The sequence below is a fragment of the Streptomyces sp. NPDC050161 genome (genome assembly GCF_044460025.1).
GTDB lineage: Bacteria > Actinomycetota > Actinomycetes > Streptomycetales > Streptomycetaceae > Streptomyces.
In genome coordinates this window covers 175,745-202,421 of record NZ_JBITJM010000001.1, presented here as the reverse complement: position 1 = coordinate 202,421, position 26,677 = coordinate 175,745, and the positions used below count along the sequence as shown (strand labels likewise).

Sequence of the window (26,677 nt, the reverse complement as noted above, 5' to 3'; positions counted from 1 at the left end):
GCCTGAACCCGAAATCAGCCCTCATATCGGGTATTTCAGGCACGCCGCGAGGAAGGGAGGCGCGCCGCATGGCAGTGGTGACCCCCCGGGTCTTCGTCTCGCATCTCTCCGGCGTCGCCGTCTTCGACCCCAACGGCGACCAGGTCGGCCGGGTACGCGATCTCGTCGCGATGCTGCGCACCAAGGGCAGCGGGACCGGCGCGGGCGGCGAACGGCAGGTGGGGCGACCGCCGCGGCTGCTCGGTCTGGTCGTCGAGGTGGTCAGCAGGCGGCGGATCTTCCTGCCCATGACCCGGGTGACGGGCGTGGAATCCGGCCAGGTCATCACCACCGGCGTGGTCAACATGCGGCGCTTCGAGCAGCGCGCGTCCGAGACGCTGGTGCTCGGCGAGCTGCTCGACCGGCGGGTGCGGCTGGTCGAGACCGACGAGGAGGTCACCGTCCTCGACATCGGCATCACCCAGCTCCCCGCCCGCCGCGACTGGGAGATCGACAAGGTCTTCGTCCGCAAGGGCAAGGGCGGGGCGCTGCGCCGCAAGGGAGAGGTGCTGACCGTCGAGTGGTCGGCGGTGACCGGCTTCTCGCTGGAGGAGCACGGGCAGGGCGCCGAGAACCTGCTGGCCACCTTCGAGCAGCTGCGCCCCGCCGACCTCGCCGGTGTCCTGCACCACCTGTCGGCCAAGCGGCGCGCCGAGGTCGCCGCGGCGCTGGACGACGACCGGCTGGCCGACGTCCTGGAGGAGCTGCCCGAGGACGACCAGGTCGAGATCCTCGGCAAACTCAAGGAGGAGCGGGCCGCCGACGTCCTGGAGGCGATGGACCCGGACGACGCCGCCGACCTGCTCTCCGAACTGCCCGAGGAGGAGAAGGAGCGCCTGCTGGCCCTGATGCGCCCCGAGGAGGCCGCCGACGTCCGCCGGCTGATGGCGTACGAGGAGCGCACCGCGGGCGGCTTGATGACCACCGAGCCGATCGTGCTGCGCCCGGACGCGACGGTCGCCTACGCGCTCGCCCGGGTGCGCGACCCCGACCTCTCCCCCGCGCTGGCCGCCCAGGTGTACGTCTGCCGCCCGCCCGACGAGACGCCGACCGGCAAGTTCCTCGGCCTGGTGCACTTCCAACGGCTGCTGCGCGACCCGCCGTTCACCCTCGTCAGCTCGATCGCCGACACCGATCTGCCGCCGCTGCCCCCGGACACCCCGCTGCCCGATGTGACCCGCTATCTGGCGACGTACAACCTCGTGTCCGCGCCCGTCGTCGACGAGAGCGGCGCGCTGCTGGGCGCGGTCACCGTCGACGACGTGCTCGACCACCTGCTGCCCGACGACTGGCGGGAGACGGAGATGCACGGCGCCCCGGAGGCGGGCGGCGATGCCTGAGGAGCGGGAGGGCGGTAGGGAGCGGTCGCGGGCGAACGGCGCGTCGGCGCTGCGGCGGTCCGCGCCGGAACGCCCGCGGGTGCGCCTGGACCAGCCGCGGGCGCCGCGCCGCACGTTCCTGCCGGAGTACGACCCGGACGCGTTCGGGCGGCTGTCGGAGAAGATCGCCCGCTTCCTGGGGACCGGCAGGTTCATCGTCTGGATGACGGTGATCATCATCCTGTGGATCGCCTGGAACATCGCGGCGCCCGGCAGCCTGAAGTTCGACGAGTACCCGTTCATCTTCCTGACCCTCGCGCTGTCCCTCCAGGCGTCGTACGCGGCACCGCTGATCCTGCTGGCGCAGAACCGGCAGGACGACCGCGACCGGGTCACCCACGAACAGGACCGCTCGCAGAACGAACGGTCCATCGCCGACACCGAATACCTGACCCGGGAGATCGCGGCGCTGCGGCTCGGCCTGGGCGAGGTCGCCACCCGTGACTGGATCAGGGCCGAGCTGGCGGACCTCATCAGGGATCTGGAGCCGCGGCAGCCGGATGCGGAGGCCGCGGAACGCGACCGCTGAGGGTGTTTCCGGAGGCCGCCTCACCCGCTGTGGTGCCTGGCCACCGCCCCTTGGGGACGCGCTCGGCACGGCCGTAGTATCTGAGGCATGGCTACCGACACGCACCGAGGCGCCGCGCCGAGCGAGGACGCGATCCGCGACGCGCTCGCGACGGTGAACGACCCCGAGATCCACCGCCCCATCACCGAACTGGGGATGGTCAAATCGGTGGACATCGCGGCGGACGGCACGGTGGCGGTCGTGGTCTACCTCACCGTTTCCGGCTGCCCGATGCGCGAGACCATCACCAGCAACGTGCGCGAGGCCGTCGCACGCGTCGAGGGTGTCACCGCCGTCACCGTCGAACTGGACGTGATGAGCGACGAGCAGCGCAAGGAGCTGGCGGCTTCGCTGCGCGGCGGCACCGCCGAGCGTGAGGTCCCGTTCGCCCGGCCCGGCTCGCTGACCCGGGTCTACGCCGTGGCCTCCGGCAAGGGCGGCGTCGGCAAGTCGTCGGTGACGGTCAACCTCGCGGCGGCGATGGCGGCGGACGGCCTGAAGGTCGGTGTCGTGGACGCCGACATCTACGGCCACTCCGTGCCCCGGATGCTGGGCGCCCACGGCAAGCCCACCCAGGTCGAGAACATGATCATGCCGCCGTCGGCGAACGGCGTGAAGGTCATCTCCATCGGCATGTTCACGCCGGGCAACACCCCCGTCGTCTGGCGCGGCCCGATGCTGCACCGCGCCCTCCAGCAGTTCCTCGCCGACGTCTACTGGGGCGACCTCGACGTCCTGCTCCTGGACCTGCCGCCCGGCACCGGCGACATCGCCATCTCGGTGGCGCAGCTCGTCCCCAACGCCGAGATCCTGGTCGTGACGACGCCCCAGCAGGCCGCGGCCGAGGTCGCCGAGCGCGCCGGTTCGATCGCCGTGCAGACCCACCAGAAGATCGTCGGCGTGGTCGAGAACATGTCGGGGCTGCCCTGCCCGCACTGCGACGAGCTGGTCGACGTGTTCGGCACCGGCGGCGGCGAGCGGGTCGCCGACGGCCTGACGAAGACCACCGGCACCCAGGTCCCGGTCCTCGGCTCCATCCCGATCGACGTGCGGCTGCGCGAGGGCGGCGACGAGGGCAAGCCGGTCGTGCTGACCGACCCCGGATCGCCCGCCGGATCGGCGATCCGCTCGATCGCGGGCAAGCTCGGCGGCCGTCAGCGCGGTCTGCAGGGCATGTCGCTCGGCATCACCCCGCGCAACAAGTTCTGAGCCGCGGCGGAACCACGCAAAGGGGCGGACCGGATCGATCCGGTCCGCCCCTCCGTCGTCCGCGCGGCGCAACCGCCGCAGGTCAGCCGTCGTACGCGGCGAGATCCTTGACCACACCGAAGCCCAGGCCGTACGCGCTCATGCCGCGCCCGTACGCGCCGATGTGCACACCGTCGGATCCTTCATCCGCCGAGCCTGCCAGCACCCAGCCGTACTCGGACTCGCGGTAGCGGAACGGCGTCGGCTCGCCGTCGACCGGCAGCAGCAGCTCGCTCCACGCCTCACCGCCGAGGTCGTCGGCCAGTTCCCAGGCGAGCATCGTCTGCTGGTCCAGCCAGTCCTGGCGCAGCGCCCGGTCCATCTGGGACGGCCAGGTGTGGGCCAGCAGCCCGGATCCGGCGAGCCAGGCGGCCGTCGAGACCGAGGTGGCGTCCAGGACGCCGGTGCCGTCCGCGCTGCGCCGCACGGGCCGGCCCGCGACCGTCACCACGACGGCGAACCGCTCGCTCTCCCTGGGGGTCTCCACCCGTATGGTGGGCTCTTCGCCGTGGCCGGTCCCACCGTGTTCCACGGTGCCGTCGGCGGCGGCGCCGACCTGCATCAGCCAGCGGGGCCCGGTGAACGCCTCGTCGAGGCCGTACCACGGGAACGCGGCCAGCAGATAGCCGTCGACCTTCCGTCCGGCGCCGGCCGAATCCGCCTGGGCCGCTGCCCGACTCGTCGTCTCCATCTGCGCGGAGCCTCCTTGTTGCCCTGTGTCGTGGGCGGCCCGCCCCCCTCAGGCGTCCTCACCCCGGACACCGGGAGCATAGCCATTGGGCGCGCGCAGCCGGGCATAGGGAAGGATCAGGTGGCGTCTGCGTCGAACGGAGGGTGCTCGCGGGCCGCCGGGGCGGCGCCGCCCTTCGTCAGGTCGATGCGGCCGGATGCGGCCGGGGACTCCTTCGACAGGTTCAGCCGGCCACCGCTGTGCGCCGCGTCGGCCGGGTCTTCACCGGCGGTTTTGACGGCGTCGGTGACCTCGGCCATCTCCTTCTTCAGGTCGAATCCGTCGCGGATCTCCTGAAGGTCCTTGAGGCCGTACTCGTCCTTGTCCAGAACGTGCTTGTCCAGCACGTGCTTGCGGACGAAGTTCTGCGGCTTGAGGTCCTCGAATTCGAAGTCCTTGAACTCCGGGCCCAGCTCGCTGCGGATGTCTTCCTTGGCGTTGTCGGAGAACGCCCGGACCTTGCGGATGAAGCTCGCCACATCCTGGATGACCTTGGGAAGCTTGTCAGGGCCGAAGATGAGCACGCCAAGGATCGCGAGCGCCGCCAGCTCCGGGAGTCCTATGTCGAGGAACACCGTTCAGCTCCTTGGGGTATCCGCAGGCGTCAACGGCCCGGGGCCAGGCCGCCCCTCACGGTACCTGGCCCGGGGCGTCACACGGGAGTCACCCGCAACAACACCGTACAAACGATCAGCTCGTGCTCGACGAGCCGAGCGTGAGGCGCACCGTCCGTTCCTTCCCGCCGCGACGCACCGTCAGCGTCAGGGTGTCGCCGGGCCGGTGGCTGCGGATCTTGACGATCAGCTCCTCGCTGCTGTGCACCGGGGCACCGTCGACCCTGGTGATCACGTCCCCGCCCTTGATGCCCGCCTTGGCGCCCGGCCCGCCCGCGGTGACCGGCTCCTTGCCGTCCCGGCTCAGGTCGCTGACCCGCGCACCGTCGCCCGGGTACCCCATCTCCAGGGTGACGCCGATCACCGGATGGGTCGCCCGCCCGGTGTTGATCAGCTCCTCGGCGACCCGCTTGGCCTGGTTGATCGGGATGGCGAAGCCGAGCCCTATGCTGCCGCCCTGCCCGGCCGCGCCGCCGTCGGGCCCGCCGCCGCTGTCGGCCGCCCGGATCGCGCTGTTGATGCCGATCACCCTCGCCCTGGCATCCACCAGGGGCCCGCCGGAGTTGCCCGGGTTGATCGGCGCGTCCGTCTGCAGCGCGTCCACGTAGGACACGTCGCTGCCGTCGGCCTTCTCGCCGCCCGCCGTGATCGGCCGCTGCTTGGCGCTGATGATGCCCGCGGTGACGGTGTTGGCCAGGTCGTACGGTGCGCCGATCGCCACCACCGGGTCGCCGACCCGCACCGCGTCGGAGTCGCCCAGCGCCAGCGGACGCAGGCCGGACACGCCGTCCACCTGGACGACGGCCAGGTCGTAGCCGCCGTCCTGCCCGACGACCCGGCCCTTGGCGGTCTGCCCGCCGCTGAACGTCACCGAGATCTCGCCGCCGTTGCCGGCCGGCTCGACGACGTGGTTGTTGGTGAGGATGTGACCCTGCCCGTCGAGGACGAAGCCGGTGCCGGTGCCCTGCTCGGAGTTGCCGCGCACGTGCAGGGTGACCACGCCGGGCAGCGCGGTCTGCGCGATCCCGGCGATGCTGTGCGGATCACGGGCCGGGGGCTCGCCGCCGTCCTGCGGGAGGGTGATGTCGTTGATGCCGCCGTGCCGCTCGGCGTACGCGCCGATGCCGCCGCCCGCCGCGCCCGCGAGCAGGGCCAGCACCACGGCGCCCACCACCAGCAGACCGCGGCGGCTGCGCCGGGCCGGCGGCGGTACGGCAGGACCGCTCTGGACGGGCGGGCTCCAGGGGTCGTACTGCCCCCAGGCGCCCTGCGGAGGCGGCGGGGTGGCGGGGTGACCTGCGGGGTGACCCGGAGCGTGCTCGGGCGCGTGTCCGGCGAGGGGCTGGGCTCCGGGGGCGGGCCGGTCCGTCCCGGCGGCCCGTGCGGCGGCAGGGCGGGGACCGCCGTCGCCGGGCTGCGGCATGAACCCGCCTTCCGGAACGGGCCGTTCGGTGTGCGGCGGAAGGGCGGCGTCGGCGCGCTGCGCCATGGGGCGCTCGGCCGGCAGCGGGTGCTCCCCCGGTGCCCGGCCGGGCACCGGCTGCTCGTCCGCGGCGGCACCGGGCCCCTGCGGCGCGGGCGGCGCGGCGGCCGGCAGCGGCACCGGGGCCTGCCGCTGCGGCGCCTCCGGGTACGCGGAGTTCGGCATCGGGGCCTGCGGGGGCATCGCTCCCGGGACGGCCGCACCGTAGGCGGGCAGCGGGCCCGGGGGCGTACCGCCACCGGGCGCGGGCGCCGTGACCGGACGCTGGACCGGCGGCGCCGGGGCCCACGGCCCGGGACCGCCGTACGGCGGCGTGCCGTACGGATCCTCGGCGTGCAGCGGCTGCGGGCGGGCGGGCGGAGCTTCCGGGGCCGGGGCCGGGGTCAGGGCCGCCGACGAATCGGTGCGCGGGGCCGCGTCGGGGGCAGGCGGGACGGTGCCCGTACCGGGCGGCGGGGCTGCCGCGTCGTCACTGCCGGGACCGGCAGCATCCGCGCCATCCACTCCGTCCACGCCCACCGCGCCGTCCCCCTGAACGGCCGTCTGCGGCCCTGTCGCGGGTGCGCCGGACCCCTCGGGCGTGGCGGGGGCGGCAGCGGGTGTGACGGCCGTGGAGGGAGCGGCGACGGGCATCTGCGTCGTCATCTCGGGGGCCGAGTCAGGTGTCGTGCCCTGGCCGGGTATCTCCGGGTGCGCCCCGGGGGCGGCCTCGTCCGGCTGCCGTCGTGTCTCCGGTTCGGCGGGAGGCAGGGGCTGATGCGGGCCGGTATCGGCGGCCGGCTGCGTCTCCGGGGCGCGTCCCTGGCGGCTCCACCACTTCGGCTTCGACCCGGCGACCGTACCGTCGTCCATGCTCTCCCCACACATTTCGCCCGCGGCTCCCCACGGGCCACCGCCACCTCGCGGTCCGCGCCCCCGGCAGGGGTGCGCGCCGCCCACAGGGATTCAATCAGCTCTCTGTGACAGGGCGCAGCGGACGGTCAGCGTCGGGCGGCAGCGGAGCTCCGGCCCGCGGGGTCGGGCGAGGAGGCGGAGCCGAACAGCGGGCGCTCGTGCTCCAGCGGTGGGGTGTGCGCCCGTGGGTAGTGGACGCTGCCGACGGCGAGCGGCGCGAGGTGCACGTCGACCGCGCGGTCCGTGGGGGACATCAGGGGCGCGGAGCCGAACCTGCCGTCCGTCGAGACGCGTGCGGACGGGGAAACCGGGGGCCGGGGCGATGACGGGCCGTACAGGCCCATGGAGCTGGGGGCGGGCGCCACGGTCGGGCCGCCGACCGCGGAACGGGCGTCCCCCGCGGTGAGGAAGCCGCCGCTGCGCAGCGGGTCGCTGCCGTCCTCCGCGCTGAGCGGGGTGACGGCCGTGCCGCCCTCCTGGCGGTTGGGTGCGTCGACCGCGGCCTCCAGCGGCAGGGCGCCGCCGAGCGCGATGGCCGCGAGCGAGACGGCGCCGGCCGCGGCGAAGGCGAACCGCCGCCGCTGGGGCGCGGGGCGCTCGGTCTCATGTATCCGGAAGCCGCGTCGGCGCGGCTGTGCGACCGCGCCGTGCAGCCCGTGCCCGTCGGACGGCAGGTAGCCGAAGGAGCCGCCGCTGCTCAGCTCGGCCCGTCCGAATCCGCCGCTGCCCAGCCTGCTTCCCGGGCCGTCCTGGCCGCCGCCGGGGAGGCCCTGCAGACGCGCCAGCAGCCCCTCGGAGGGACCGGGGGGCGCTGTCCTGGCGAAGACGCTCTTGAGCCGCCGCTGGGCGTCGGCCTCCGCCTTGCACTTTCCGCACGTCGCGAGATGCGCGAGCACCCGCTCGCGCGCGTCATGGCCCAACTCGCCGTCGACCAGGGCCGCGAGGCGGTCGCCGAGATGCTGCTCGGCGGGGGACGCACCGCCACTGCCGCTCACGCGATTCCGACCTCCCCTGTGGACACCGCGGCCAGCGACCGCTGCTGCTGCTCGCGCTCCTCGGCGCGGGCGGCCGGCGAGCGGTGCTTGAGCGCCTTGCGCAGGTGCGAGCGCCCGCGGTGGATCCGGCTGCGGACGGTGCCGAGCTTGACGCCCAGGGTCGCCGCGATCTCCTCGTACGAGAGGCCCTCGATGTCGCAGAGCACGACGGCGGCACGGAACTCGGGCGCGAGGGTGTCCAGCGCCTGCTGCACGTCGGCGTCGAAGTGGGTGTCGTTGAAGTGCTGCTGCGGGGACGGCTCGCGGCTGGGCAGCCGCTCGGCTGCGTCGTCACCCAGCGCGTCGAAGCGGATGCGCTGCTTGCGGCGGACCATGTCCAGGAAGAGGTTGGTCGTGATGCGGTGCAGCCAGCCCTCGAAGGTGCCGGGGGTGTACGTCGACAGCGAACGGAAGACGCGGACGAACACCTCCTGGGTGAGGTCCTCGGCGTCGTGCTGGTTGCCGGTGAGGCGGTAGGCGAGGCGGTAGACGCGTGCACTGTGGGTGCTGACGATCTCCTCCCAGCTGGGCGGAGTCCACGCCTGCGCATCCGCGTCTGCGGCGAAGCTCGCGGTGGGTGCGGATTCGTGGGCGCGGCGACGGTCAGCGGTGTATGTCACGGATTTCGGCTCGGCGAACGACCATCTGAAGCGCCTCGGCGCTCTTCGGTCACCCGGCGCAGCCGCACCTCCCCTGGTGGCTCTGGTGGTGTCCAGTAGAGCCCCTACCATATCCACCTCGCCCGTTAGCTCCGGATAAGCAGTTTTGACCTGCATTTGGTCCGGCTTCTGGTCTTGCTTCGCGTCTCGATCGGTCTTCACCGGTGCATCCCCCCTGCCCCTTGTTAACGCCCGGTCCCATCTGCGGGTTCCCGCACGCAGCGGATACAGTCACGGTTGCGTCAACTACGGGGACAGGAGAGGGCCATTACCGGCAACCGGCAGACGGGCTTGGCATTCGCCGAGGCGTACGGCGCCGGGACCATCAACGACACCACCGACGTCGCCCTGCGCTGGTCCCGTGACTGCGCACGCGATGCCGGAATCCGTACGGTGTCGACCGGTACCGGCGCCGCGCTGCGCATGCTCGCCGCCACCGCCGACGCCAAAGCCGTCGCCGAGATCGGCACGGGCACTGGCGTGTCGGGCATCTACCTCCTGCACGGCATGCGGCCCGACGGCGTACTCACCACCGTCGACCTCGAACCGCAGCGGCAGACCTTCGCCAAGCAGGCGTTCCGCGAGGCGGGCTTCGCGGGCAACCGCGCCCGCTTCATCCCCGGGCGCGCCCTGGACGTCCTCCCCCGCCTCGCCGACGGCGGCTACGACCTGGTCTTCTGCGACGGCGACCTCATGGAGTGCATCGAGTACCTGGCCGAGGCGCTGCGGCTGCTGCGCCCGGGGGGCCTGGTCTGCTTCGAAGGCGTCTTCGCCGACGGGCGCACCGTCGACTCCTCGGTGCAGCCGGCCGAGGTGCTGCGGCTGCGTGAACTGCTGCGCGCCATCCGGGAGAGCACCACGCTGGTGCCGTCCCTGCTGCCGGTCGGCGACGGGCTGCTCTGCGCCGTCAAGCGCGGCTGAACGACCGCGGGCGGGGCCGGGAGCGACGGCACATCCCCACGCGGGACGCGGGAAACGAAGCGGCCCCGGCACACGGCGCGCGGTGAACGCGTGCCATCTGCCGGGGCCGTCGTATCGGCTGGGGATACCGGGGGTCAGCTCCCCGGGGACCGCAGCAAGTCGGGCCGCCCTCTAGACGGTGACCTTTTCCAGGGCCTCACCCAGGGCCTTGGCTTCGTCGGGTGTCAGCTCGACGACGAGTCGCCCGCCGCCTTCGAGCGGAACGCGCATGACGATGCCCCGCCCCTCCTTGGTCACCTCGAGCGGGCCGTCACCCGTCCGCGGCTTCATGGCCGCCATGCTCGTTCCCCTTCCTGAAACCAGCTCATCGTCCGCCGACGGCCAACGGCCCCTGTAGGCACGCGTCACCGGCATCGAACACATTGCTTCCAGGCCATTATCCCGCATCGAACGACCCGATGACCAACATCGGACAGCATCCCTTCACCGACTCCCTCCCCCAAAACCACTCAATTCGGGGAGGGGACTGCGATACTGCGCCACCCTTCGGCACCGGTTCCGCCTCCTTTCTTTGATGTACGTCACATGCCGGGGGCCGTTGATCTCCGGCATCCTGAGCGCTGACTGCCACTGCCGAGCAGCCCGAGCCACGACGGAGGGATCCCCCACTTATGGCCGACACCGTGCTCTACGACGTGACCGACGGACTCGCGACGATCACTCTCAACCGCCCCGAAGCGATGAACGCGCTGAACGTCGAGGCGAAGGTGCGGCTGCGGGACGTCGTCCAGGAAGCCGCGGCCGACCCCGCCGTGCGCGCCGTACTGCTCACCGCCACCGGGCGCGCCTTCTGCGTCGGGCAGGACCTCAAGGAGCACATCGGGCTGCTGGGTGCGGACCGGGCGAACGGCACCGGCAGCACCATGAGCACCGTGCGCGAGCACTACAACCCCATCGTCACCGCGCTGACCGAGATGCCCAAGCCGGTCGTCGCGGGCGTGAACGGGGTCGCGGCGGGCGCCGGAGCGGGCTTCGCGCTCGCCGCCGACTACCGCGTCGTCGCCGACTCCGCGTCGTTCAACACCTCCTTCGCCGGGGTCGCGCTCACCGCCGACTCCGGGATGTCCTGGACGCTGCCCCGGCTGATCGGCCGCAGCCGCGCCGCCGACCTGCTGCTCTTCCCGCGCAACGTCAGCGCCCAGGAGGCGCAGGAACTGGGCATCGCCAACAAGGTCGTGCCCGCGGGTGAGCTGGCCGCCGAGGCGGCGGCCGTCGCCCGCCGCCTCGCCGAGGGGCCGACCGTCGCCTACGCCGCGCTCAAGGAATCGCTGGCGTACGGCGCCGGGCACTCGCTCGCCGAGACGCTCGGCAAGGAGGAGGAACTCCAGGCGCGGGCCGGGGCGTCGGAGGACCACCACATCGCCGTCGAGGCATTCGTCAAGAAGGAGAAGCCGGTCTATCTGGGGCGGTAGGCGCGCCCCGACAGGTCTCCCGGGGGTGCCGGTCGGCGCCCCCGGGGAGCGCGGTCACCGCGCTGCCGCCTCCGCCTCCGCCTCCGTCGCCGCCGCGTCCGCCGCCGCGCGGGCGTGGCAGTCGGCGAGGTGGTCGTTGACCAGGCCGCACGCCTGCATCATGGCGTACGCGGTCGTCGGGCCGACGAAGCGGAAGCCGCGCTTCTTGAGGTCCTTGGCCAGCGCCGTCGACTCGGGCGTGGTCGGTTGTACGTCGGTGATCCGCCGCGGTACCGGGCGGCCGGCCCGGTCGGGCGCGTACGACCAGATGAGGCTGTCCAGTTCACCGGGTGCCAGGGTGGCCGCGACCTGGGCGTTGTTGATGGCCGCTGCGATCTTGGCGCGGTTGCGGATGATCCCGGGGTCGGCGAGCAGCCGTGCCGCGTCCTCGTCCGTGAACCGCGCCACCGCGGCGATCCGGAAGTCCGCGAACGCGGCGCGGAAGCCTTCCCTGCGGCGCAGGATCGTGATCCAGGAGAGGCCGGACTGGAACGCCTCCAGGCACATCCGCTCGAAGAGCGCGTCGTCGCCGTGGACCGGCAGGCCCCACTCGCTGTCGTGGTAGACGCGGTAGTCGGCCATCTTCTCGGACTCCATGCCCCACGGACAGCGCGGGACGCCGTCCGGAGCCGTCACCACATCTGTCATGCCCGGTCCTCCCCCTTGTGTGCGCCGGACGCGGGCCGTGCTGCCTCGTCCTGCCGCCCGTCCCCGTCGTCCGTCCCGTCGGCTGTGTCCGGCGCGTCCGCCGCGTCCGCGCCGGAGTCCTGCGGCGGCTCGGGCGCCGCGTCGGCGATCAGCTCGGGGCCGCCGATGGCCGCCGCGTGCGCGCCCGCGAGCGCCGCCTCCAGTTCGGCGATCCTGGCGTCCCGCTCGGCCAGTTCGGCGCCCAGCCGGTCCAGGACGTCGTCCACGTCGTTCATGCAGTAGCCGCGGACGGTCACCGGGAAGCGCACCGCGTCCACGTCGGCACGGGCCAGCGGCCGTTCCGGGGGCAGCGGGTCGTACAGCCGGTCCGGTTCGGCGTCGCGCAGGCCACCGCTGTCCCCGCCGACGACGACGAGGGTGACCGCGGCGACCACCACGACCATGGCGATCAGCAAGAACCAGAACACGACCAACTCCCCGGAAGATGCACCTGCCCCGATCGTGCCATGCGGCTGTGACAGTTAGGGTCGCTGGCGGGCCACGGAGAAGGAGTTACCAATGTTGCGGCTGGGGAATCGCGAGTTCGACGCGCACGAGCCGGTGATCATGGCGATCGTGAACAGAACCCCGGACTCCTTCTACGACCAGGGCGCCACGTTCCGGGACGAACCCGCGCTCGCCCGCGTCGAGCAGGCGGTCGCCGACGGCGCCGCGATCATCGACATCGGCGGCGTCAAGGCGGGCCCCGGCGAAGAGGTCACCGCCGAGGAGGAGGCGCGCCGCACGGTCGGGTTCGTCGCGGAGGTGCGCAAACGTCACCCGGACGTGGTCATCAGCGTCGACACCTGGCGGCACGACGTCGGCGAGGCGGTCTGCGAGGCCGGTGCGGACGTGCTCAACGACGCCTGGGGCGGGGTCGATCCCCGGCTCGCCGAGGTCGCCGCACGCTACGGCGCCGGCCTGGTGTGCACCCACGCGGGCGGCGCCGAACCGCGTACCCGCCCGCACCGGGTGACGTACGAGGACGTGATGGCCGACATCCTCCGGGTGACCGTCGGACTGGCCGAGCGCGCCCTGGAGTTGGGCGTACGGCGCGACGCGATCATGATCGACCCGGGGCACGACTTCGGGAAGAACACCCGGCACAGCCTGGAGGCGACCCGCAGGCTCGGCGAGATGACGGCGACCGGCTGGCCGGTGCTGGTCTCGCTGTCCAACAAGGACTTCGTCGGCGAGACCCTCGACAAGCCGGTCAAGGAGCGGGTGCTCGGCACCCTGGCGACCACCGCGGTGTCCGCCTGGCTCGGGGCGCAGGTCTACCGCGTCCACGAAGTCGCCGAGACCCGCCAGGTGCTGGACATGGTGGCCTCGATCGCCGGCCACCGGGCGCCCGCGGTCGCACGGCGGGGGCTCGCCTGAGGCCCCGGCGGGCCCCGGCGTGCGCCCCCGCCGGCCGGTCCGCCCCTACCGGGCCCCCGGCCCCACTTCCTTCGTCACCAGGGCGACGGCCTCGTCCACGTCATCGCTGAGGTGGAAGAGTTCCAGGTCGTGCAGGGACGCCTTGCCCTCGGCGATGAGGGTGTCGCGCAGCCAGTCGACCAGGCCGCTCCAGTAGGACGTGCCGAACAGCACGATCGGGAAGCGGGTGACCTTGCGGGTCTGGACCAGGGTGAGGGCCTCGAACAGCTCGTCCAGGGTGCCGAGTCCGCCGGGCAGCACGACGAACCCTCGCGCGTACTTCACAAAGCATGTTTTCCTCACGAAGAAGTACCGGAAGTCCACGCCGAGGTTCACGTACTCGTTGAGGCCCTGCTCGAAGGGCAGCTCGATGCCGAGGCCCACGGAGGTCCCGCCGGCTTCGCTCGCCCCCTTGTTGGCCGCCTCCATGGCGCCGGGGCCGCCCCCGGTGATGACCGAGAAACCGGCCTCCACCAGGGCGGCTCCGAGCCGTACGCCGGATTCGTACTCGGCGGAGCCACGGGGTGTGCGGGCGGAGCCGAAGACGCTGACGGCCGGGCCCAGCTCGGCGAGCGCGCCGAAGCCCTCGACGAACTCCGACTGGATGCGCATCACGCGCCAGGGGTCGGTGTGCACCCACTCGGAGGGGCCTTCGGAGTCCAGCAGCCGCTGGTCGGTGGTGCCGGCCTGCACCTGGTCGTGACGGCGCAGTACGGGGCCGAGCCGCTGCTCCTCGGGGGGCGGTGCTCCCTCGGGACTGGCCATGATGTGCTCCCTCCGCTGGCAGATCGTTACCGGTCAAGCGTAGATCCAGCCGCGTGAAGCCCAGGGGAATGCGGCTGGTATGCGGAGGGACGGCGGCCGGTCCGGCGGCGGCTCGGACGGACTTACCCGTCTCAGGCCGTCAGCCAGGCCCGCATCCGCTCCTCGCAGTGCAGGATGCGGTCGGTCTCGACGCGTTCGTCCTTCTTGTGGGCGAGCAGCGAGTAGCCGGGTCCGTAGTTGACGGCGGGGACGCCGAGTGCGCTGAAGCGGGAGACGTCGGTCCAGCCGAACTTGGGCATCGCGCTGCCGCCGACGGATTCCATGAACGCCTTGGCCGCCGGGTGCGAGAGGCCGGGCAGCGCGCCCGGGGAGTGGTCGTCGACGACGAACTCGTCCACCCGGCAGTCCGCGAAGACCTCGCGTACGTGGGCCAGCGCCTCTTCCGGGGTGCGGTCGGGCGCGTAGCGGAAGTTGACGGTGACCGTGCAGGCGTCGGGGATGACGTTGTTGGCGACACCCGCATCGACGCGGACGGCGTTGAGGCCCTCGCGGTACTCCAGGCCGTCGATCACCGGGCGGCGCGGGGTGTACCCGGCGAGCACCGACAGGATGGGAGCGGCGGCGTGGATCGCGTTGGCGCCCATCCAGCTGCGCGCGGAGTGGGCGCGCTCCCCTGTGGTGCGCAGCAGGACCCGGAGGGTGCCCTGGCAGCCGCCCTCCACCTGGCCGTCGGACGGCTCCAGGAGGACGGCGAAGTCGCCTTCGAGCCAGTCGGGGTGGGCGTCGGCGACGTGGCCGAGGCCGTTGAGGTGGGCGGCGACCTCTTCCTGGTCGTAGAAGACGAAGGTCAGGTCGCGGTTGGGCGCCGGGACGGTGGCGGCCATCCGGAGCTGGACGGCGACCCCCGACTTCATGTCGCAGGTGCCGCAGCCCCACAGGACGCCGTTCTCGTCGAGCCGGGACGGGACGTTGTCCGCGATCGGCACGGTGTCGAGGTGTCCGGCGAGCACCACCCGCTCGGCGCGGCCCAGGTGGGTGCGGGCCACGACGTTGTTGCCGTACCGGTCGACGGTCAGGTGGTCCAGCGCGCGCAGGGCGTGCTCGACGGCGTCGGCGAGGTCCTTTTCGTTGCCGCTCTCGGACGGGAAGTCGACGAGCTGCGCGGTGAGCGCGGCGGCGTCGAGCGAGAGGTCGAGGGCGGGGTGGTCGGGGGAGCGCTCCATGCGGCCGACCCTATCGCCCGGCTCCAGTACGGTTGGCCCGTGTCAGCTCAGCCCTCCGTTTCCCCGCGCCGCAGGCGCCTGTGGCGTCTCACCGCGGCCTTCGCGGTACTCCTCGGTCTCGCCGTCTATCTGGTGGTGCAGTACGTGACCGGCGGCCCCGGTGCTCCGCGGTGCACCGTGCAGGCGGAAGGCGAGGGGCAGCCGTACGAGCTGACACCGGAGCAGGCGGCGAACGCGGCGACGATCGCCGCCGTGGGGTCCTCGCGGAAGCTGCCGGAGCGGGCCGTGACGATCGCGCTGGCGACCGCGATGCAGGAGTCCCAGCTGCGCAACATCGATTTCGGCGACCGGGATTCGGTGGGGCTTTTCCAGCAGCGGCCTTCGCAGGACTGGGGCACCGTGCGGGAGATCATGGATCCGGTCTATTCGGCCGGGGAGTTCTATACGCATCTGGTGAAGGTGCACGGGTATACCGAACTGCCGTTGACGGAGGCGGCCCAGCGGGTGCAGCGCAGCGCTTTTCCGCTGGCCTACGCGCAGCACGAGGGGAATGCCGCGCAGCTGGCACGGGCGCTCACCGGCCGGGGCGGGGCGGCGATGACGTGCACGCAGACCCGGCCGGTGGACGGCGGCTCCGGCAGCGGGGCGCAGGTGCGGGAGAAGCTGGTCCGTGAGTTCGGCGCAGGTGTCCTGCCGCACGGGCAGGCCGCGGGCGGCGGCGCGCGGACGGTGCGGGTGCCGGCCGAGGGGACGCGGCGCGGCTGGGAGGTGGCCATGTGGGCGATGGCCCACTCCGGCGAGCTGCGCATCGAACAGATCTCTTATGCCGGGCGGACCTGGCGTGCGGCGGATTCGGGTGAGGGCTGGGTGCGCGGGGAGGCGGCGGACGACGCGGTTCCCGGCCGGGGGCCTGGCGACGTTCGTCTCATCGCCGGGCAGTAGTCGGCACCGTCCCCCGACAGGGTTACGGGCGAATTCCCTTTGCCGTGACGGGAGTTCCCGCCGAAGCGTCGGCGTTTTCCCTCATCTCCCCTGCGCGCAAAGGGCCGTGGCCTTTCCGGCGGGCGCCGTGCGGTGCACATATTGCCCGTCTTTAGCGAGTCCGGATTATGTGACGCGTTACCAACTCTTTGCCAATGTTCACCGCAACCTTCGGGGGTCTGACGCGGTAGTCAAGGCGTCCGTCCGCCCGGCGGACATGGCACATCTGTCAGAAGTACGCGCCCTTTCCGTAGAAGGAGCACCATGTCCCTCCCCGTTTCGCGTCGGATCGCCCGAGCCGCCCTGCTCATCGCAGCGAGCGCGGCTCCTCTGGTGGCCGCGGCCGGCTCCGCGAGCGCCGTGGATCTGTCCAAGGCATCCGACCTGGGCGGACTGACCGGCCTGGACTCGCCGCAGACCAGCGAGACGCTCGACCACACCGCCCGCGACGGTGTCGACGTGGTGAACAGGACCGGCACCGCTGCCGTCCAGAAGCTGGCCCCGGCGCTCGTGGAGACCGCGGGCCCGGCGGTCGAGAAGGCCGCTCCGACCACGCAGCGCGCCGCGGAGGGCGCCGGGGATCTGCTCGGCAAGACCGCCAAGCACGGCCTGTCGACCGACACGCTGGCCACCGACGCGGTCAAGGGCGTGGCGGGCAGCGCCCCGGCCAAGGGCCTGCTCGGCGGTCTGCCGATCGGCCGCTGACCGGCACCACGACCGCGCAGGGGCCCGGGGAGTGCGCTCTCCCCGGGCCCCTGTGCGTGCGCGTCGTGCCGTCCCGGACGGGCCGGGCGGCGCCGTCAGTCCGCCAGGCGCCGTACCGCCGCCTCGACCCGCTCGTCGGTCGCGGTGAAGGCGATCCGTACGAACCGCTCCCCCGCCGTGCCGTAGAAGTCGCCGGGGGCGACGAGGATGCCGCGGTCGGCGAGGGATCCGACGGTGTCCCAGCAGGGCTCGTCGCGGGTCGCCCAGAGGTAGAGCGACGCCTCGCTGTGCTCGATGCGGAAGCCGGCCGCTTCGAAGGCGGTGCGCAGGGCGGCGCGCCTGCGGGCGTAGCGCTCGCGCTGTTCGGCGACGTGCCCGTCGTCGCCCAGGGCCGCGACGGTGGCGGCCTGGACGGGCGCGGCGACCATCATGCCGCCGTGCTTGCGGATCTGGAGCAGCTCGCCCAGGACGGCGCTGTCGCCCAGCAGGAACGCGGCGCGGTAGCCGGCGAGGTTGGAGCGCTTGGAGAGCGAGTGGACGGCGACCAGGCCCTCGTAGGAGCCGCCGCAGACGTCCGGGTGCAGCACGGAGACCGGGTCGGCCTCCCAGCCCAGTTCGAGGTAGCACTCGTCGCTGGCGATCAGGACGCCGTGCTCCCTGGCCCAGGCGACGATGCGGCGCAGCTCGTCGGCGTCGAGCACCCGTCCCGTCGGGTTGGACGGGGTGTTGAGCCAGAGCAGCTTCAGGCCGTCCGGGTCGAGGGTGGTCGGGTCGTCGTACACGACCGGTTCCGCGCGGGCCAGCCGGGCGCCGACCTCGTAGGTCGGGTAGGCGAGGCGGGGGTAGGCCACCTTGTCGCCGGGGCCCAGGCCGAGCTGGGTGGGCAGCCAGGCGACGAGTTCCTTGGAGCCGACGATCGGCAGCACGTTGGTGTGCGCGAGGCCGCGGGCGCCGAGGCGGCTGCCGGCCCATGCGGTGAGCGCGTCGCGCAGGGCCGCGGTGCCCCACACCGTCGGATAGCCGTGGCTGTCGGCCGCGTCGGCCAGTGCCTTCTGGATGAGGTCGGGCACCGGGTCGACGGGGGTGCCGACGGACAGGTCGACGATGCCGTCGGCGTGTGCCGCCGCGGTGGCCTTGTAGGGCTCCAGCCGGTCCCAGGGGAATACCGGCAGGAGGGAGGAGACTGCGCCCACGATGCTCTCTTTCTGGGACGGGGCCGGCGCCCGGAGCGCCGGCACAAACGCCTGGGGCGTGTCCGGTGAACAGGGGCCCGCCCTGCTCACCGGACACGCCCCGGATCCCGTACGACGGACGGGGCCGTACGGGAACGATGCTGCCGTGCGACCGCTTACTGGTTCTGCGGCGGCAGGCCGGCGATGAAGGAGTGGTCGCGCTCGATCAGACCGAGCTTGCTGGCGCCGCCGGGCGAGCCCAGCTCGTCGAAGAACTCCACATTCGCCTTGTAGTAGTCCTTCCACTCATCCGGAGTGTCGTCTTCGTAGAAGATCGCCTCAACCGGGCAGACCGGCTCACAAGCCCCGCAGTCGACGCATTCGTCCGGGTGGATGTACAAGGACCTGGAGCCCTCGTAGATGCAGTCGACGGGGCACTCCTCGATGCATGCCTTGTCCTTGACGTCGACACAAGGCTGCGCGATGACGTAGGTCACGCTGTCGTTCCTCCTCGGTAGGGCCGGCGGACCGATTGGCAGTACCGCCGCTGGGCGCGCGGGAGCGCGGCGTCGTCGATGTGCCCACACCTAGTATCTCCGTTCCCGGGCACGAGACGAACAAGAGGGGCGGGAAGATCGTTGGAATTCATGACCGGTGGTCGCGCTGAAGTCCGCATCACCCCTGCTGACGTGGGCAAAAGGGTATCTGTCCGGCGCCGTACGGATGCCGGGGAGGGTCAGTGGGCGTTCACGGACGCGGTGGGGGTTCTCACATCGTGGAATAACGGTGTGTTGAGCATCACACGTCGGGACGGTGGGACGGTGCGGGTCGAGGAGGCGTCACTGGTCGCGGCCAAGGTGGTGCCGGCGCAGCCGGCCCGCCGGCGGGGTCCTGCCGCGGACGTACGGGAGCTGACGGAGGTCGCGGCGCGCGGCTGGCCGGCCATCGAGACGGAGCGGCTCGGCGGGTGGCTGCTGCGCGCGTCCGGTGGGTTCACACGGCGGGCGAACGCGGCGCTGCCGCTCGGCGACCCGGGACTGCCGCTCGACGAGGCGCTGGCGCGGACCACCCGCTGGTACGGGGAGCGCGGCCTGCCCGCCCGCATCGTCGTCACCACCGGCCGCCCGGACACCGGCGAAGAGCTGGACGGGGAGCTGGCGCGGCGCGGCTGGCGGACCGAGGCGCCCACCCGGGTGCGGACGGCGGCGCTGGCCCCGCTCGCCGACACCGGGGCGGACACCACGCCCGTCCGGCTGACCCGTGAGCCGGACGCGGCCTGGCTGGGCCTGTACCACCGGGTGGGCGGGCCGCCGGGGCCCGAGGTGCACCAGGTGCTCACCGGCGGGCCTTCGGTGTGGTTCGCGACGGTGACCGGGGCGGACGGTGCGCCGGAGGCGATCGGGCGCTGTGTGATCGACGGCCGGTGGGCCGGGTTCGCGGCGATCGAGGTGGCTCCCGAGCTGCGGCGGCGCGGTCTCGCCACGGTGGTGATGGCCGCGCTCGCCGAGCGCGCCCTGGACGAGGGGGCGTCCGCCGCCCACCTCCAGGTCGAGGCGGACAACGACACTGCCCACGCGCTCTACGACCGGCTCGGGTTCACCGACCACCACGGCTATCACTACCGGCTCGCTCCCCAGGGCGGTGCGCGCTGAACGGGGGCGCGGCGCGCAGGCCGCGGGGACCTGAGCCGGAGGGTGTGCGGGCCGCCAGGCGCCGGCGGTTCGCGGCGGCTGCGCGCGAGGAGCGGCCCGATCTCGCCCTGCTGTGCCTGCTGATCGCGGCGGAGGCCGACCCGGATCTTGACGAGGCGGGCATCGACGCGGCGCAGATCGAACTGGACCGGCTGGCGGGGCTGTTGCCGTTCCGCCCTGCCGCGGGCCCGGTGAGCGCCACCGGTCGCGCCGCGCACCGCCCGTCCGCCTTCGGGCCCGCCGACTGGGCCCGTCATCTCGCCGCCCTGCTGGGCACCCGCTGCGGCTTCGGCGGCTCCCCCGCCGACTACCGGCGGCTGGAGTCGTCCCTGCTGCACGAGGTGCTGCGGCGGCGGCGCGGGCTGCCGATCCTGCTGTCGGTGGTGTGGACGGAGGTCGCCAGGCGGGCCGGGGCCCCGGTGTACGGGGTGGCGCTGCCGGGGCATTTCGTCGTCGGCTTCGGCGATCCGCACGGATCGCACGTGCTGGCCGATCCGTTCGACGGCGGGCGGACGCTGACGGGCGAGGACGCGGCGGCGCTGGTCGCCGGGGCGACCGGGGCGCGGCTCGACCGGCGGATGCTCCAGCCGGCCGACCCGCTGGATGTGGTGCTGCGGATCCTGAACAACATCCGGGCGTGGGCGCAGGCCAGGCCCGAGCACAGCGCGGTCGGGCTGTGGGCGGTCGAGCTGTCGCTGCTGCTGCCGCGGCATCCGGCGCAGTTGCGGCGGGAGCACGGTGAACTGCTGGTGCGGTGCGGGGAGTTCGCCGCGGGGGCGGCCGAACTTGAGGAGTACGCGCGGGTGGTGGACACGGTCGATCCGGCCGTGGCCGCCGCGGTGCGCGGTCAGGCGGCGGAGGCCCGCGCGCTGCTCAACTGAGGCCCGGGGCGCGGGCCCTCAGAGCCAGCCCTTGTCGCGTGCGGTACGGACCGCTTCGGCGCGGTTGCGGGCGCCGGTCTTCTGGATGGCGGTGGAGAGGTAGTTGCGGACGGTGCCCTGGGAGAGGCTCAGGGTGCCGGCGATCTCGGCGTTGGTGGCGCCGCCCGACGCGCAGCGCAGCACGTCGCGTTCGCGGTCGGTCAGCGGGCTGGCGCCGTCGGCGAGCGCCGCGGCTGCCAGCACCGGGTCGATGACCCGCTCGCCGCGCAGCACCCGGCGTACCGCGTCCGCGAGCCGGGCGGCGGGGGCGTCCTTGACCAGGAAGGCGTCGGCGCCCGACTCCATGGCGCGGCGCAGATAGCCGGGGCGGCCGAAGGTGGTGAGGATGACGATCTTCACGTGCGGCTGCTCGGCGCGAAGCGCGGCGGCTGCGTCCAGGCCGCTCATCCCGGGCATCTCGATGTCCAGCAGGGCCACGTCGACGGCCCTGGCGCGGGCCGCGGGCAGCACTTCGTCGCCGCGGGCGGCCTGGGCGACGACCTCCAGGTCGTCCTCCAGGGACAGCAGCGCGGCCAGCGCCTCGCGGACCATGGACTGGTCCTCGGCCAGCAGCAGGTGGATCATGCGGGCCAGCTTAGAGCGTGTGTCCGGCCCGGTCGGGGGTGGGGAACCCACGTCTACGCGGGGTCGTTGAGGGGCGCGGGCGAGGCCACCGGTTCGGTGCCGGCGCCGTCCGGCGGGCCGCCCGCCGCGCACGGGACGAAGGCGCGCAGCGCGAAGCCGTGGCCGTGCGGCGCGGGCCCGGTCTCCAGGCGTCCGTCGGCCAGGGCGAGGCGCTCGCGCAGCCCGGTCAGGCCGTTGCCTTCGTGCGGGACGCGGGGCGGTCCTGTGCCGTCGTCGAGCACGGTCAGGCACAGGTAACGGCGTTCGTCGGCCTCCCACTCCTCGGCCAGCAGCACCTCGCAGCGCCGGGCCCCGCTGTGCCGTACGACGTTGGTGACGGACTCGCGCAGCGCCCAGGCCAGCGCGCCTTCCCCGTCGGCCGCGAGGCCGTGGTGCCCGGACTCCAGGGCGGGGTCGACGGTGGCGGTGATGCCGGCGGTGCGCAGCGCGGCGCGGGCCCCGGCCAGCTCGACGGCCAGCCGGGGCCTGCGGTAGCCGGTGACGGCCTCCCGCACGTCCACCAGCGCCTGTCTGCTGACCCGTTCGATGTCGGCGACCTGGGACGCCGCCGCGTCGGGCTTGTCCGGCAGCATCCGGCCCGCCAGTTCGCTCTTGAGCGTGATCAGGGAGAGCGAGTGCCCCAGGAGGTCGTGCAGGTCGCGGGCGAGCCGCAGCCGCTCCTCGTTGGCGGCGAGCCTGGCGACCTCCTCGCGGGCGGCGCGCAGTTCCTTGGTCGTACGGATCAGGTACTGCACGCCGACCATGGTGTAGCCGCTGCCCATCGCCGGGAGTCCGTAGGCGAAGAGGTAGTAGCCGCGGATCTCGGGGAAGCGCGCGCCGACGGCGAGCAGCACGAGGGTGGCGACCGGTACGGCCCAGCGGGCGTGCTGCCAGGGCAGGACGACGCCGGACACCACCGACGTGAAGATGAACAGCACCAGCCAGCTGAAGCCGAGTGTCCAGGAGAGCACGGTGGACAGCGTCAGCAGGAGGGCGAGCACGCCGTAGATGAAGGACAGCGACACCCCGCGCCACATGTGCCGGAAGACCAGCGCGAAGTAGGCCACGACGAAGAGGGCGAGGCCCGCGCCGCCCAGGACGCGGGCGGCGGCGGACGTGCCGCTGCGGAAGAGCTCGGCCACCGGCCCGGCGAAGTAGACCAGCCAGATGGCTGTCCAGAACACCTTCGCGACGACCTGGCGCCGGGTGGTGGGCGCCTGCCCGATCCTGACCGGGTTGGGGTCGTCCGGCGTGCTCTTCGTCGTCACCGTCCTCATGCCTTCCGGGTGTCCTTGCGGTACAGCCAGGCCGCGCCGCCGGCGAAGACCAGCAGGTAGCCGAGCAGGATCGCGATGTCCTTCACGTGCGGGGCGCTGCCGGCTTCGACGGCGGTGCCCAGGGCAGCGTACGCGTGGGTCGGTATCCACTCGGCGATGTTCTGCACCCACTGGGGCAGGATCGTCAGCGGCATCCACAGGCCGCCGCAGACGGCCAGGCCGAAGTAGCAGATCATGCTGACGGGGCGGACCGCGTCGCCGGAGACGAGGTAGCCGATGGCGACGCCCAGTGCGGCGAAGACGAAGCTGCCCAGCCAGGTGCCGATGGCGATGGCGGCCCACTGCCAGGCTTCGAGCCGTACGCCCTTGACGGCGGCGCCCATGACCAGCACCAGGACGATGGAGGGCAGGCTGACGGTGGCCGCCGCGGCGATCTTGGCGGAGACGTAGCCGCGTCCGGGCAGCGAGGTCAGCCGGAGCTGGCGTACCCAGCCCTTCTCGCGTTCCTTGGCGATCTGCTCGCAGTTGCCGAGCAGGACGGCCGTCATGGCGCCGAACGCGGCCATGGAGACCATGAAATAGAGGCCCATGTCCAGCTTCGTGCCGGGGATCGGCGTGCTGTCGGCGCCGCCCGCGATGATCATGTAGAGCGCCGGCGGGTAGATCACCGAGAAGAACATGAACTTCTTGTTGCGCAGCGCGCGGAGGATTTCCAGCTTGATCAGGGTGGTCATCGTGCCGTCTCCTCGGCGGTGGTGGCGGTCGCTTCGGACGCCGTGGTGATGGCGATGAACGCCTGCTCCAGGCCGAGTCCCGCGACCTCCAGGTTGTGCGGGTAGAGGCCGAGGCCGTAGACGGCGTGCACGGTCGCGTCGGCGTCCTGGGACTGGATGCGGACGGTGCGTCCCGAGACCTCCAGGGAGGTCAGGCACGGCAGGGCGCCGAGGGTGTCGCGGTCGATGGTGCCGTCGAGGTCGAAGGTGACCCGGCGGGCGCCGGCCTTGGCCTTGATCTCGGCGGACGTGCCGTCGGCGAGCACCCGGCCGCGCTGGAGCACGATGACGCGGTCGGCGATGGCGTCGGCCTCTTCGAGGTAGTGCGTGGCGAAGAGCACCGTACGGCCCTCGTCGGCCTGCCGGCGCATCGTTCCCCAGAAGGTCTGGCGGGCCGAGACGTCCATGCCGGTGGTGGGTTCGTCCAGCACGATCAGGTCGTTGGCGCCCGCGGTGGCGAGGGCGAACCGCACCCGCTGCGCCTGGCCGCCGGAGAGCTTGCCGACCATCCGGTCGGCTATGTCGCTGATCCCCGCGGTCTCCAGGATCCGGTCGAGCGGGTAGCCGCGGGGGTGCAGGTCGCGGGCGAGGCCGACCAGTTCCCTGACCTTGACCCCCTCCATCAGGCCGCCGCTCTGCAGCATCGCACCGACCTTGCCCTGCTCGATGGCGCGCTGCGGGGTGGTGCCGAACAGCGTCAGGCTGCCGGAGTCCGGGGTGCGCAGCCCGAGGAGCAGGTCGAGGGTGGAGGATTTGCCCGCGCCGTTGGGCCCGAGGAGGGCGACGGTTTCGCCCGGGTACAGCTCCAGGTTCAGGTCGGCCACCGCGCGGACCGCGCCGTAGCTCTTGTTGATCTGCTGAAAGCTGACCACGGGCGCCGGGGCCGCGCGGCGCGCGGTGGCTGTGGTGGTGGCTGTCGTCGTCATGCCCTCAAGGATTCCTGGGCCGCCGCCCGCGCGGCAGTGTCGACTGTCCGCAGTCAGCCATGACATCTGTCATGGGGGAAGGCCCCTAGGGGATCCCCCAGGGGCCTTCCACCAGCGGTTTTCCGTCCGGCTCAGCTCGCGTCGGCGCCGATCGTCTGCACCCGCTCCGCCGGGGTCTTGCCCTGGAGTGCGAGCTGCACGGCGCTCGCCACCTCCTTGGGGCCGACCGGCTTCTTGGTGCCGTCGCCCTTGGTGAGCAGGACGCCGTTGAAGGTGTCGCCGTAGAGCGCCTTCAGGGCCGCCTGGTCGTAGTACGGCACGAGGGTGCCGCCCTCGGCGACCTTGAAGGACAGGAACTTCGGGATCGACTTCTGCGGGCTGAACGAGACCGCGTGCGTGGCGTCCGTACGGACCGTGATCAGGCCGGACATGGCGGGCTCGGCGAACTGCTTGAGCGCCTGGTCCACGGCGTCCTTGCCGACCTTCGGCTGCTGGGTACTGGCGGCCAGCACCACCGGGGTGCGGGTGTCGGACGTGACCCGGTCACGGTAGGCGTCGGTGACCTTGGTCCTGGACGCCGCGACGTCGACCGCCTTGTGCGGCTTGCCGTAGTGCGGCACCGCCCGGCCGTTCTCGAAGGTGATCCCGCCGTCCTCGCTCGCGCCCGATGACCCGGCGACCTGCTGGAGCGCGATCTCCAGCTTCTCGTCGTCGACGACCATCGCGGGCTTGGCCGCGCGGGTGCCGCCGAAGAGCGAACTGATGACGGCCACGGGGTTGTATTCCCGTCCCGCCGCGTCGCGCACCGTCGCCTGGATGTCGATGTCCAGGCCCGCCTTGCCCGGGTCGAGCGACTTGTCCTTGCCGTCGACGGTCAGCTTCAGCGGCTGGTGGCGGCGGTCCTTGACGGCCCCTTCGAGCTTCTTGACGGCGTCTTCCTTGGCCATGCCGCCGATGTCCACGCCCAGCGCGGTGGTGCCGTTGGGCACATCGGCGTGGTCGAGCAGCAGGCCCGCGCCGTACGCGAGGCCGGCCAGCACGACGACGCCGACACCGGCCAGCACGATCTTGCTGCGGCCCTTCTTGGGCGGGTTGATCGGCTCGGGGATCTTGGGGCGCGGGGCCGGTGCGGCGTCACCCGCGGGCTTGCCCTTGGGCGCGGGCGCGGCGGGCGCGGGGCCTTCCGTGCCCGGCACCTTGGGGATGCCGCTGACGAGGGTGTCGCCCGAGAGGCGGTCCCGTGCGGCGCCGCCGCTCACGCCGTCGGGCCCGCCCTTCGGCCCCTTGGGCGCCGGTCCGTTCGGGCCGCCGGGCACCCCGCCCGCGATGCCGCCGCCGACGCCGCTGCCGGGGCCTGCCAGGGGCGGCGCCGGGGGCTGCGGGGTCAGCTCGGCGGTGTCGTCGCGGACGCCGGGGTCGCTGAAGCCGGGCGGGAGGTTGAGCGGGGTCGAGCCCTGGGCCGGTCCCGTGGTGGGGCCGCTGGGGCCGCGGCCCGTGGGTGCGTCGAACGGGCTGAGGTCGGAGCTGGGGCCCGCGGCACCGTCGAACGGCGAGCCGCCGAGGGGTGCGGCGCCGTCGAAGGGCGAGCCGCCCCGGGGCGCCGGGTTTCCGGTGTCGAACGGCGAGGCGCCCTGGGAGGCGCCACCGTCCGGCCGCGGCCCGCCGAGCGGGTCCTGGCCGAGCGGGTCCTGGCCGAGCGGGTCCTGGCCGCCGTCGAGGGGCGAGGCGCCCTGGGGTTCCCGGCCGTCGGAGAAGTACGGCAGGTCGGGGCGGGGCGGCGGGGTGGTGCCGGAGCCGCGCGGGGCGGCGGGCGCGCCCGGTGCGGGCGGCGCCGGGTGTGAGCCGGTGGTCGATGAGGCGCCCGGTGCGGGCGGGACCGGATGCGAGCCGGTGGTCGATGACGCGCCCTTGCGCGGCGCGAACCAGTCGCTGGTCTTCTCGCCGGGTCCGCCCTTGGCCGCGCCGTCGGCCGGGGCATCGGGGCGCGGACCGCTGCCGGTGCGCTCGGTCCGCTCCGGCCGGCGGGGAAGCCCGCTCGACGTCCCCGCGGAACCGCGGCTGTCAGCCGATCCGTTCATACCGGACTCCTCACCGACGGGCTTACGCACGACGACCGGCGGGATGGGGCGCGAGCCCGGAATGTTGATCTTGATCCGCGTCGTCAGCGTGGTCTCGGTCTTCGGCTCATCGGGCTCCGCCGCCCCACCGGGCGCCGCCGCTCCCTCGGCCGCCCCCCGGGGCGTGCCGTACGGCGGCGTCCCCGAGGGATACGCGGCATTGCCGCGGCCCTGGAGGCCGGAGGACGAACTGTCAGATTCACGACTCAAAGCAGGTTCTCCCGGTTGGCTCCGCCGCTCGTCAGAGATGATCCCGGGCGTCGGACCGGGGGGCGCCCCCAGGGCGGCGCGGCGGCGCGCACCACCATACTGTCCGC

Annotated in this window: 27 protein-coding genes; 10 read left to right on the top strand and 17 right to left on the bottom strand. The window is 73.0% G+C overall.

Annotation, left to right across the window (positions count from 1 at the left end; genetic code table 11):
* Positions 1-68 precede the first annotated feature (68 nt).
* The 3 genes from ACIBK8_RS00895 (at position 69) to ACIBK8_RS00885 (ending at position 3,195) form a co-directional block, all read left to right on the top strand.
* Positions 69-1,379: a magnesium transporter MgtE N-terminal domain-containing protein gene (locus ACIBK8_RS00895; RefSeq protein WP_399039368.1), complete on the top strand. Its 1,311-nt coding sequence runs from the start codon at positions 69-71 to the stop codon at positions 1,377-1,379.
* Positions 1,372-1,947 (top strand): DUF1003 domain-containing protein, encoded by a 576-nt coding sequence (locus tag ACIBK8_RS00890; RefSeq protein WP_393682732.1) that lies wholly within the window; start codon positions 1,372-1,374, stop codon positions 1,945-1,947. Before ACIBK8_RS00895 ends, ACIBK8_RS00890 begins: the two co-directional genes overlap by 8 nt.
* Positions 1,948-2,034: 87 nt before the next feature.
* Entirely contained in the window at positions 2,035-3,195 is a 1,161-nt protein-coding gene (locus ACIBK8_RS00885; protein ID WP_399039367.1) for an Mrp/NBP35 family ATP-binding protein, read from the top strand.
* A gap of 82 nt (positions 3,196-3,277) precedes the next feature.
* Here ACIBK8_RS00885 and ACIBK8_RS00880 read toward each other — a convergent pair whose 3' ends face one another.
* From ACIBK8_RS00880 to sigE, 5 genes are all read right to left on the bottom strand, one after another.
* On the bottom strand, positions 3,278-3,925 hold the full coding sequence (locus ACIBK8_RS00880) for a hypothetical protein (protein WP_399039366.1): 648 nt from the start codon (positions 3,923-3,925) through the stop codon (positions 3,278-3,280).
* A gap of 116 nt (positions 3,926-4,041) precedes the next feature.
* Positions 4,042-4,539: a sec-independent translocase gene (locus ACIBK8_RS00875; protein WP_399039365.1), complete on the bottom strand. Its 498-nt coding sequence runs from the start codon at positions 4,537-4,539 to the stop codon at positions 4,042-4,044.
* Positions 4,540-4,654: 115 nt separating this feature from the next.
* Positions 4,655-6,913, bottom strand: coding sequence for a trypsin-like peptidase domain-containing protein (locus ACIBK8_RS00870; RefSeq protein ID WP_399039364.1), 2,259 nt, complete (start codon positions 6,911-6,913; stop codon positions 4,655-4,657).
* A 128-nt stretch (positions 6,914-7,041) separates the two neighbouring features.
* Positions 7,042-7,950, bottom strand: a complete 909-nt coding sequence (locus ACIBK8_RS00865; RefSeq protein WP_399039363.1) for a zf-HC2 domain-containing protein — start codon at positions 7,948-7,950, stop codon at positions 7,042-7,044.
* Complete coding sequence (gene sigE / locus ACIBK8_RS00860) at positions 7,947-8,720, bottom strand: RNA polymerase sigma factor SigE (RefSeq protein WP_399039362.1); 774 nt, start codon at positions 8,718-8,720, stop codon at positions 7,947-7,949. Before sigE ends, ACIBK8_RS00865 begins: the two co-directional genes overlap by 4 nt.
* Before the next feature lie 165 nt (positions 8,721-8,885).
* Between sigE and ACIBK8_RS00855 the strand changes: the two genes are divergently transcribed.
* The gene (locus tag ACIBK8_RS00855; protein ID WP_393682746.1) at positions 8,886-9,569 is read left to right on the top strand and encodes an O-methyltransferase; all 684 of its coding nucleotides are present in this window, start codon (positions 8,886-8,888) and stop codon (positions 9,567-9,569) included.
* Between the two features lie 171 nt (positions 9,570-9,740).
* Here the strand turns inward: ACIBK8_RS00855 and ACIBK8_RS00850 are convergent, their stop codons facing one another.
* Positions 9,741-9,908, bottom strand: a complete 168-nt coding sequence (locus ACIBK8_RS00850; protein WP_003985072.1) for a DUF3117 domain-containing protein — start codon at positions 9,906-9,908, stop codon at positions 9,741-9,743.
* A 332-nt stretch (positions 9,909-10,240) separates the two neighbouring features.
* Between ACIBK8_RS00850 and ACIBK8_RS00845 the strand changes: the two genes are divergently transcribed.
* Positions 10,241-11,041 carry an enoyl-CoA hydratase/isomerase family protein gene (locus tag ACIBK8_RS00845; protein WP_399039361.1) on the top strand — a complete coding sequence of 267 codons (801 nt, stop codon included), beginning with the start codon at positions 10,241-10,243 and terminating at the stop codon, positions 11,039-11,041.
* Positions 11,042-11,095: 54 nt separating this feature from the next.
* On the opposite strand, the gene ACIBK8_RS00840 is transcribed toward ACIBK8_RS00845, so the two are convergent.
* Together ACIBK8_RS00840 and ACIBK8_RS00835 are read right to left on the bottom strand one after the other, a co-directional pair.
* Positions 11,096-11,728 carry a DNA-3-methyladenine glycosylase I gene (locus ACIBK8_RS00840; protein ID WP_399039360.1) on the bottom strand — a complete coding sequence of 211 codons (633 nt, stop codon included), beginning with the start codon at positions 11,726-11,728 and terminating at the stop codon, positions 11,096-11,098.
* Positions 11,725-12,201, bottom strand: a complete 477-nt coding sequence (locus ACIBK8_RS00835) for a DivIVA domain-containing protein (protein WP_399039359.1) — start codon at positions 12,199-12,201, stop codon at positions 11,725-11,727. Before ACIBK8_RS00835 ends, ACIBK8_RS00840 begins: the two co-directional genes overlap by 4 nt.
* 85 nt (positions 12,202-12,286) lie before the next feature.
* Between ACIBK8_RS00835 and folP the strand changes: the two genes are divergently transcribed.
* Entirely contained in the window at positions 12,287-13,147 is an 861-nt protein-coding gene (gene folP, locus ACIBK8_RS00830; RefSeq protein WP_399039358.1) for a dihydropteroate synthase, read from the top strand.
* A 45-nt stretch (positions 13,148-13,192) separates the two neighbouring features.
* Here the strand turns inward: folP and ACIBK8_RS00825 are convergent, their stop codons facing one another.
* A complete protein-coding gene (locus ACIBK8_RS00825; protein ID WP_399039357.1) occupies positions 13,193-13,951 on the bottom strand; it encodes a TIGR00730 family Rossman fold protein in 759 nt (252 codons plus the stop codon).
* Between the two features lie 131 nt (positions 13,952-14,082).
* The gene (dapE, locus tag ACIBK8_RS00820; RefSeq protein WP_399039356.1) at positions 14,083-15,174 is read right to left on the bottom strand and encodes a succinyl-diaminopimelate desuccinylase; all 1,092 of its coding nucleotides are present in this window, start codon (positions 15,172-15,174) and stop codon (positions 14,083-14,085) included.
* A gap of 39 nt (positions 15,175-15,213) precedes the next feature.
* Here dapE and ACIBK8_RS00815 point away from each other — a divergent pair, with 39 nt between their 5' ends.
* On the top strand, positions 15,214-16,116 hold the full coding sequence (locus ACIBK8_RS00815) for a heavy metal transporter (protein ID WP_399039355.1): 903 nt from the start codon (positions 15,214-15,216) through the stop codon (positions 16,114-16,116).
* A gap of 303 nt (positions 16,117-16,419) precedes the next feature.
* Complete coding sequence (locus tag ACIBK8_RS00810) at positions 16,420-16,860, top strand: ATP-binding protein (RefSeq protein ID WP_399039354.1); 441 nt, start codon at positions 16,420-16,422, stop codon at positions 16,858-16,860.
* A gap of 95 nt (positions 16,861-16,955) precedes the next feature.
* On the opposite strand, the gene dapC is transcribed toward ACIBK8_RS00810, so the two are convergent.
* On the bottom strand, positions 16,956-18,053 hold the full coding sequence (dapC, locus tag ACIBK8_RS00805) for a succinyldiaminopimelate transaminase (RefSeq protein ID WP_399039352.1): 1,098 nt from the start codon (positions 18,051-18,053) through the stop codon (positions 16,956-16,958).
* A gap of 155 nt (positions 18,054-18,208) precedes the next feature.
* Positions 18,209-18,529 carry a ferredoxin gene (fdxA, locus tag ACIBK8_RS00800; RefSeq protein WP_399039350.1) on the bottom strand — a complete coding sequence of 107 codons (321 nt, stop codon included), beginning with the start codon at positions 18,527-18,529 and terminating at the stop codon, positions 18,209-18,211.
* A 141-nt stretch (positions 18,530-18,670) separates the two neighbouring features.
* Between fdxA and ACIBK8_RS00795 the strand changes: the two genes are divergently transcribed.
* Both ACIBK8_RS00795 and ACIBK8_RS00790 read left to right on the top strand, forming a co-directional pair.
* Positions 18,671-19,684: a GNAT family N-acetyltransferase gene (locus ACIBK8_RS00795; protein ID WP_399039348.1), complete on the top strand. Its 1,014-nt coding sequence runs from the start codon at positions 18,671-18,673 to the stop codon at positions 19,682-19,684.
* Positions 19,685-19,728: 44 nt separating this feature from the next.
* The gene (locus ACIBK8_RS00790) at positions 19,729-20,604 is read left to right on the top strand and encodes a tetratricopeptide repeat protein (RefSeq protein WP_399039346.1); all 876 of its coding nucleotides are present in this window, start codon (positions 19,729-19,731) and stop codon (positions 20,602-20,604) included.
* Between the two features lie 18 nt (positions 20,605-20,622).
* On the opposite strand, the gene ACIBK8_RS00785 is transcribed toward ACIBK8_RS00790, so the two are convergent.
* From ACIBK8_RS00785 to ACIBK8_RS00765, 5 genes are all read right to left on the bottom strand, one after another.
* Entirely contained in the window at positions 20,623-21,228 is a 606-nt protein-coding gene (locus ACIBK8_RS00785; protein ID WP_399039345.1) for a response regulator transcription factor, read from the bottom strand.
* Between the two features lie 53 nt (positions 21,229-21,281).
* Positions 21,282-22,544: a sensor histidine kinase gene (locus ACIBK8_RS00780; RefSeq protein ID WP_399039344.1), complete on the bottom strand. Its 1,263-nt coding sequence runs from the start codon at positions 22,542-22,544 to the stop codon at positions 21,282-21,284.
* The gene (locus tag ACIBK8_RS00775) at positions 22,541-23,278 is read right to left on the bottom strand and encodes an ABC transporter permease (RefSeq protein ID WP_399039343.1); all 738 of its coding nucleotides are present in this window, start codon (positions 23,276-23,278) and stop codon (positions 22,541-22,543) included. The genes ACIBK8_RS00780 and ACIBK8_RS00775 overlap by 4 nt, the downstream gene beginning before the upstream one ends.
* Positions 23,275-24,243, bottom strand: a complete 969-nt coding sequence (locus ACIBK8_RS00770; RefSeq protein ID WP_399039342.1) for an ABC transporter ATP-binding protein — start codon at positions 24,241-24,243, stop codon at positions 23,275-23,277. Before ACIBK8_RS00770 ends, ACIBK8_RS00775 begins: the two co-directional genes overlap by 4 nt.
* Before the next feature lie 131 nt (positions 24,244-24,374).
* Positions 24,375-26,570 (bottom strand): hypothetical protein, encoded by a 2,196-nt coding sequence (locus ACIBK8_RS00765; RefSeq protein ID WP_399039341.1) that lies wholly within the window; start codon positions 26,568-26,570, stop codon positions 24,375-24,377.
* Positions 26,571-26,677 lie beyond the last annotated feature (107 nt).

Excerpts from the sequence above, each read along its gene's own strand:
- ACIBK8_RS00895 (WP_399039368.1), top strand. The coding sequence starts at position 69 with ATGGCAGTGGTGACCCCCCGGGTCTTCGTCTCGCATCTCTCCGGCGTC.
- ACIBK8_RS00890 (WP_393682732.1), top strand. The coding sequence starts at position 1,372 with ATGCCTGAGGAGCGGGAGGGCGGTAGGGAGCGGTCGCGGGCGAACGGC.
- ACIBK8_RS00885 (WP_399039367.1), top strand. The coding sequence starts at position 2,035 with ATGGCTACCGACACGCACCGAGGCGCCGCGCCGAGCGAGGACGCGATC.
- ACIBK8_RS00880 (WP_399039366.1), bottom strand. The coding sequence starts at position 3,925 with ATGGAGACGACGAGTCGGGCAGCGGCCCAGGCGGATTCGGCCGGCGCC.
- ACIBK8_RS00870 (WP_399039364.1), bottom strand. The coding sequence starts at position 6,913 with ATGGACGACGGTACGGTCGCCGGGTCGAAGCCGAAGTGGTGGAGCCGC.
- sigE (WP_399039362.1), bottom strand. The coding sequence starts at position 8,720 with ATGGTAGGGGCTCTACTGGACACCACCAGAGCCACCAGGGGAGGTGCG.
- ACIBK8_RS00850 (WP_003985072.1), bottom strand. The coding sequence starts at position 9,908 with ATGGCGGCCATGAAGCCGCGGACGGGTGACGGCCCGCTCGAGGTGACC.
- ACIBK8_RS00845 (WP_399039361.1), top strand. The coding sequence starts at position 10,241 with ATGGCCGACACCGTGCTCTACGACGTGACCGACGGACTCGCGACGATC.
- ACIBK8_RS00840 (WP_399039360.1), bottom strand. The coding sequence starts at position 11,728 with ATGACAGATGTGGTGACGGCTCCGGACGGCGTCCCGCGCTGTCCGTGG.
- folP (WP_399039358.1), top strand. The coding sequence starts at position 12,287 with ATGTTGCGGCTGGGGAATCGCGAGTTCGACGCGCACGAGCCGGTGATC.
- ACIBK8_RS00825 (WP_399039357.1), bottom strand. The coding sequence starts at position 13,951 with ATGGCCAGTCCCGAGGGAGCACCGCCCCCCGAGGAGCAGCGGCTCGGC.
- dapE (WP_399039356.1), bottom strand. The coding sequence starts at position 15,174 with ATGGAGCGCTCCCCCGACCACCCCGCCCTCGACCTCTCGCTCGACGCC.
- ACIBK8_RS00810 (WP_399039354.1), top strand. The coding sequence starts at position 16,420 with ATGTCCCTCCCCGTTTCGCGTCGGATCGCCCGAGCCGCCCTGCTCATC.
- ACIBK8_RS00785 (WP_399039345.1), bottom strand. The coding sequence starts at position 21,228 with ATGATCCACCTGCTGCTGGCCGAGGACCAGTCCATGGTCCGCGAGGCG.
- ACIBK8_RS00780 (WP_399039344.1), bottom strand. The coding sequence starts at position 22,544 with ATGAGGACGGTGACGACGAAGAGCACGCCGGACGACCCCAACCCGGTC.
- ACIBK8_RS00775 (WP_399039343.1), bottom strand. The coding sequence starts at position 23,278 with ATGACCACCCTGATCAAGCTGGAAATCCTCCGCGCGCTGCGCAACAAG.
- ACIBK8_RS00770 (WP_399039342.1), bottom strand. The coding sequence starts at position 24,243 with ATGACGACGACAGCCACCACCACAGCCACCGCGCGCCGCGCGGCCCCG.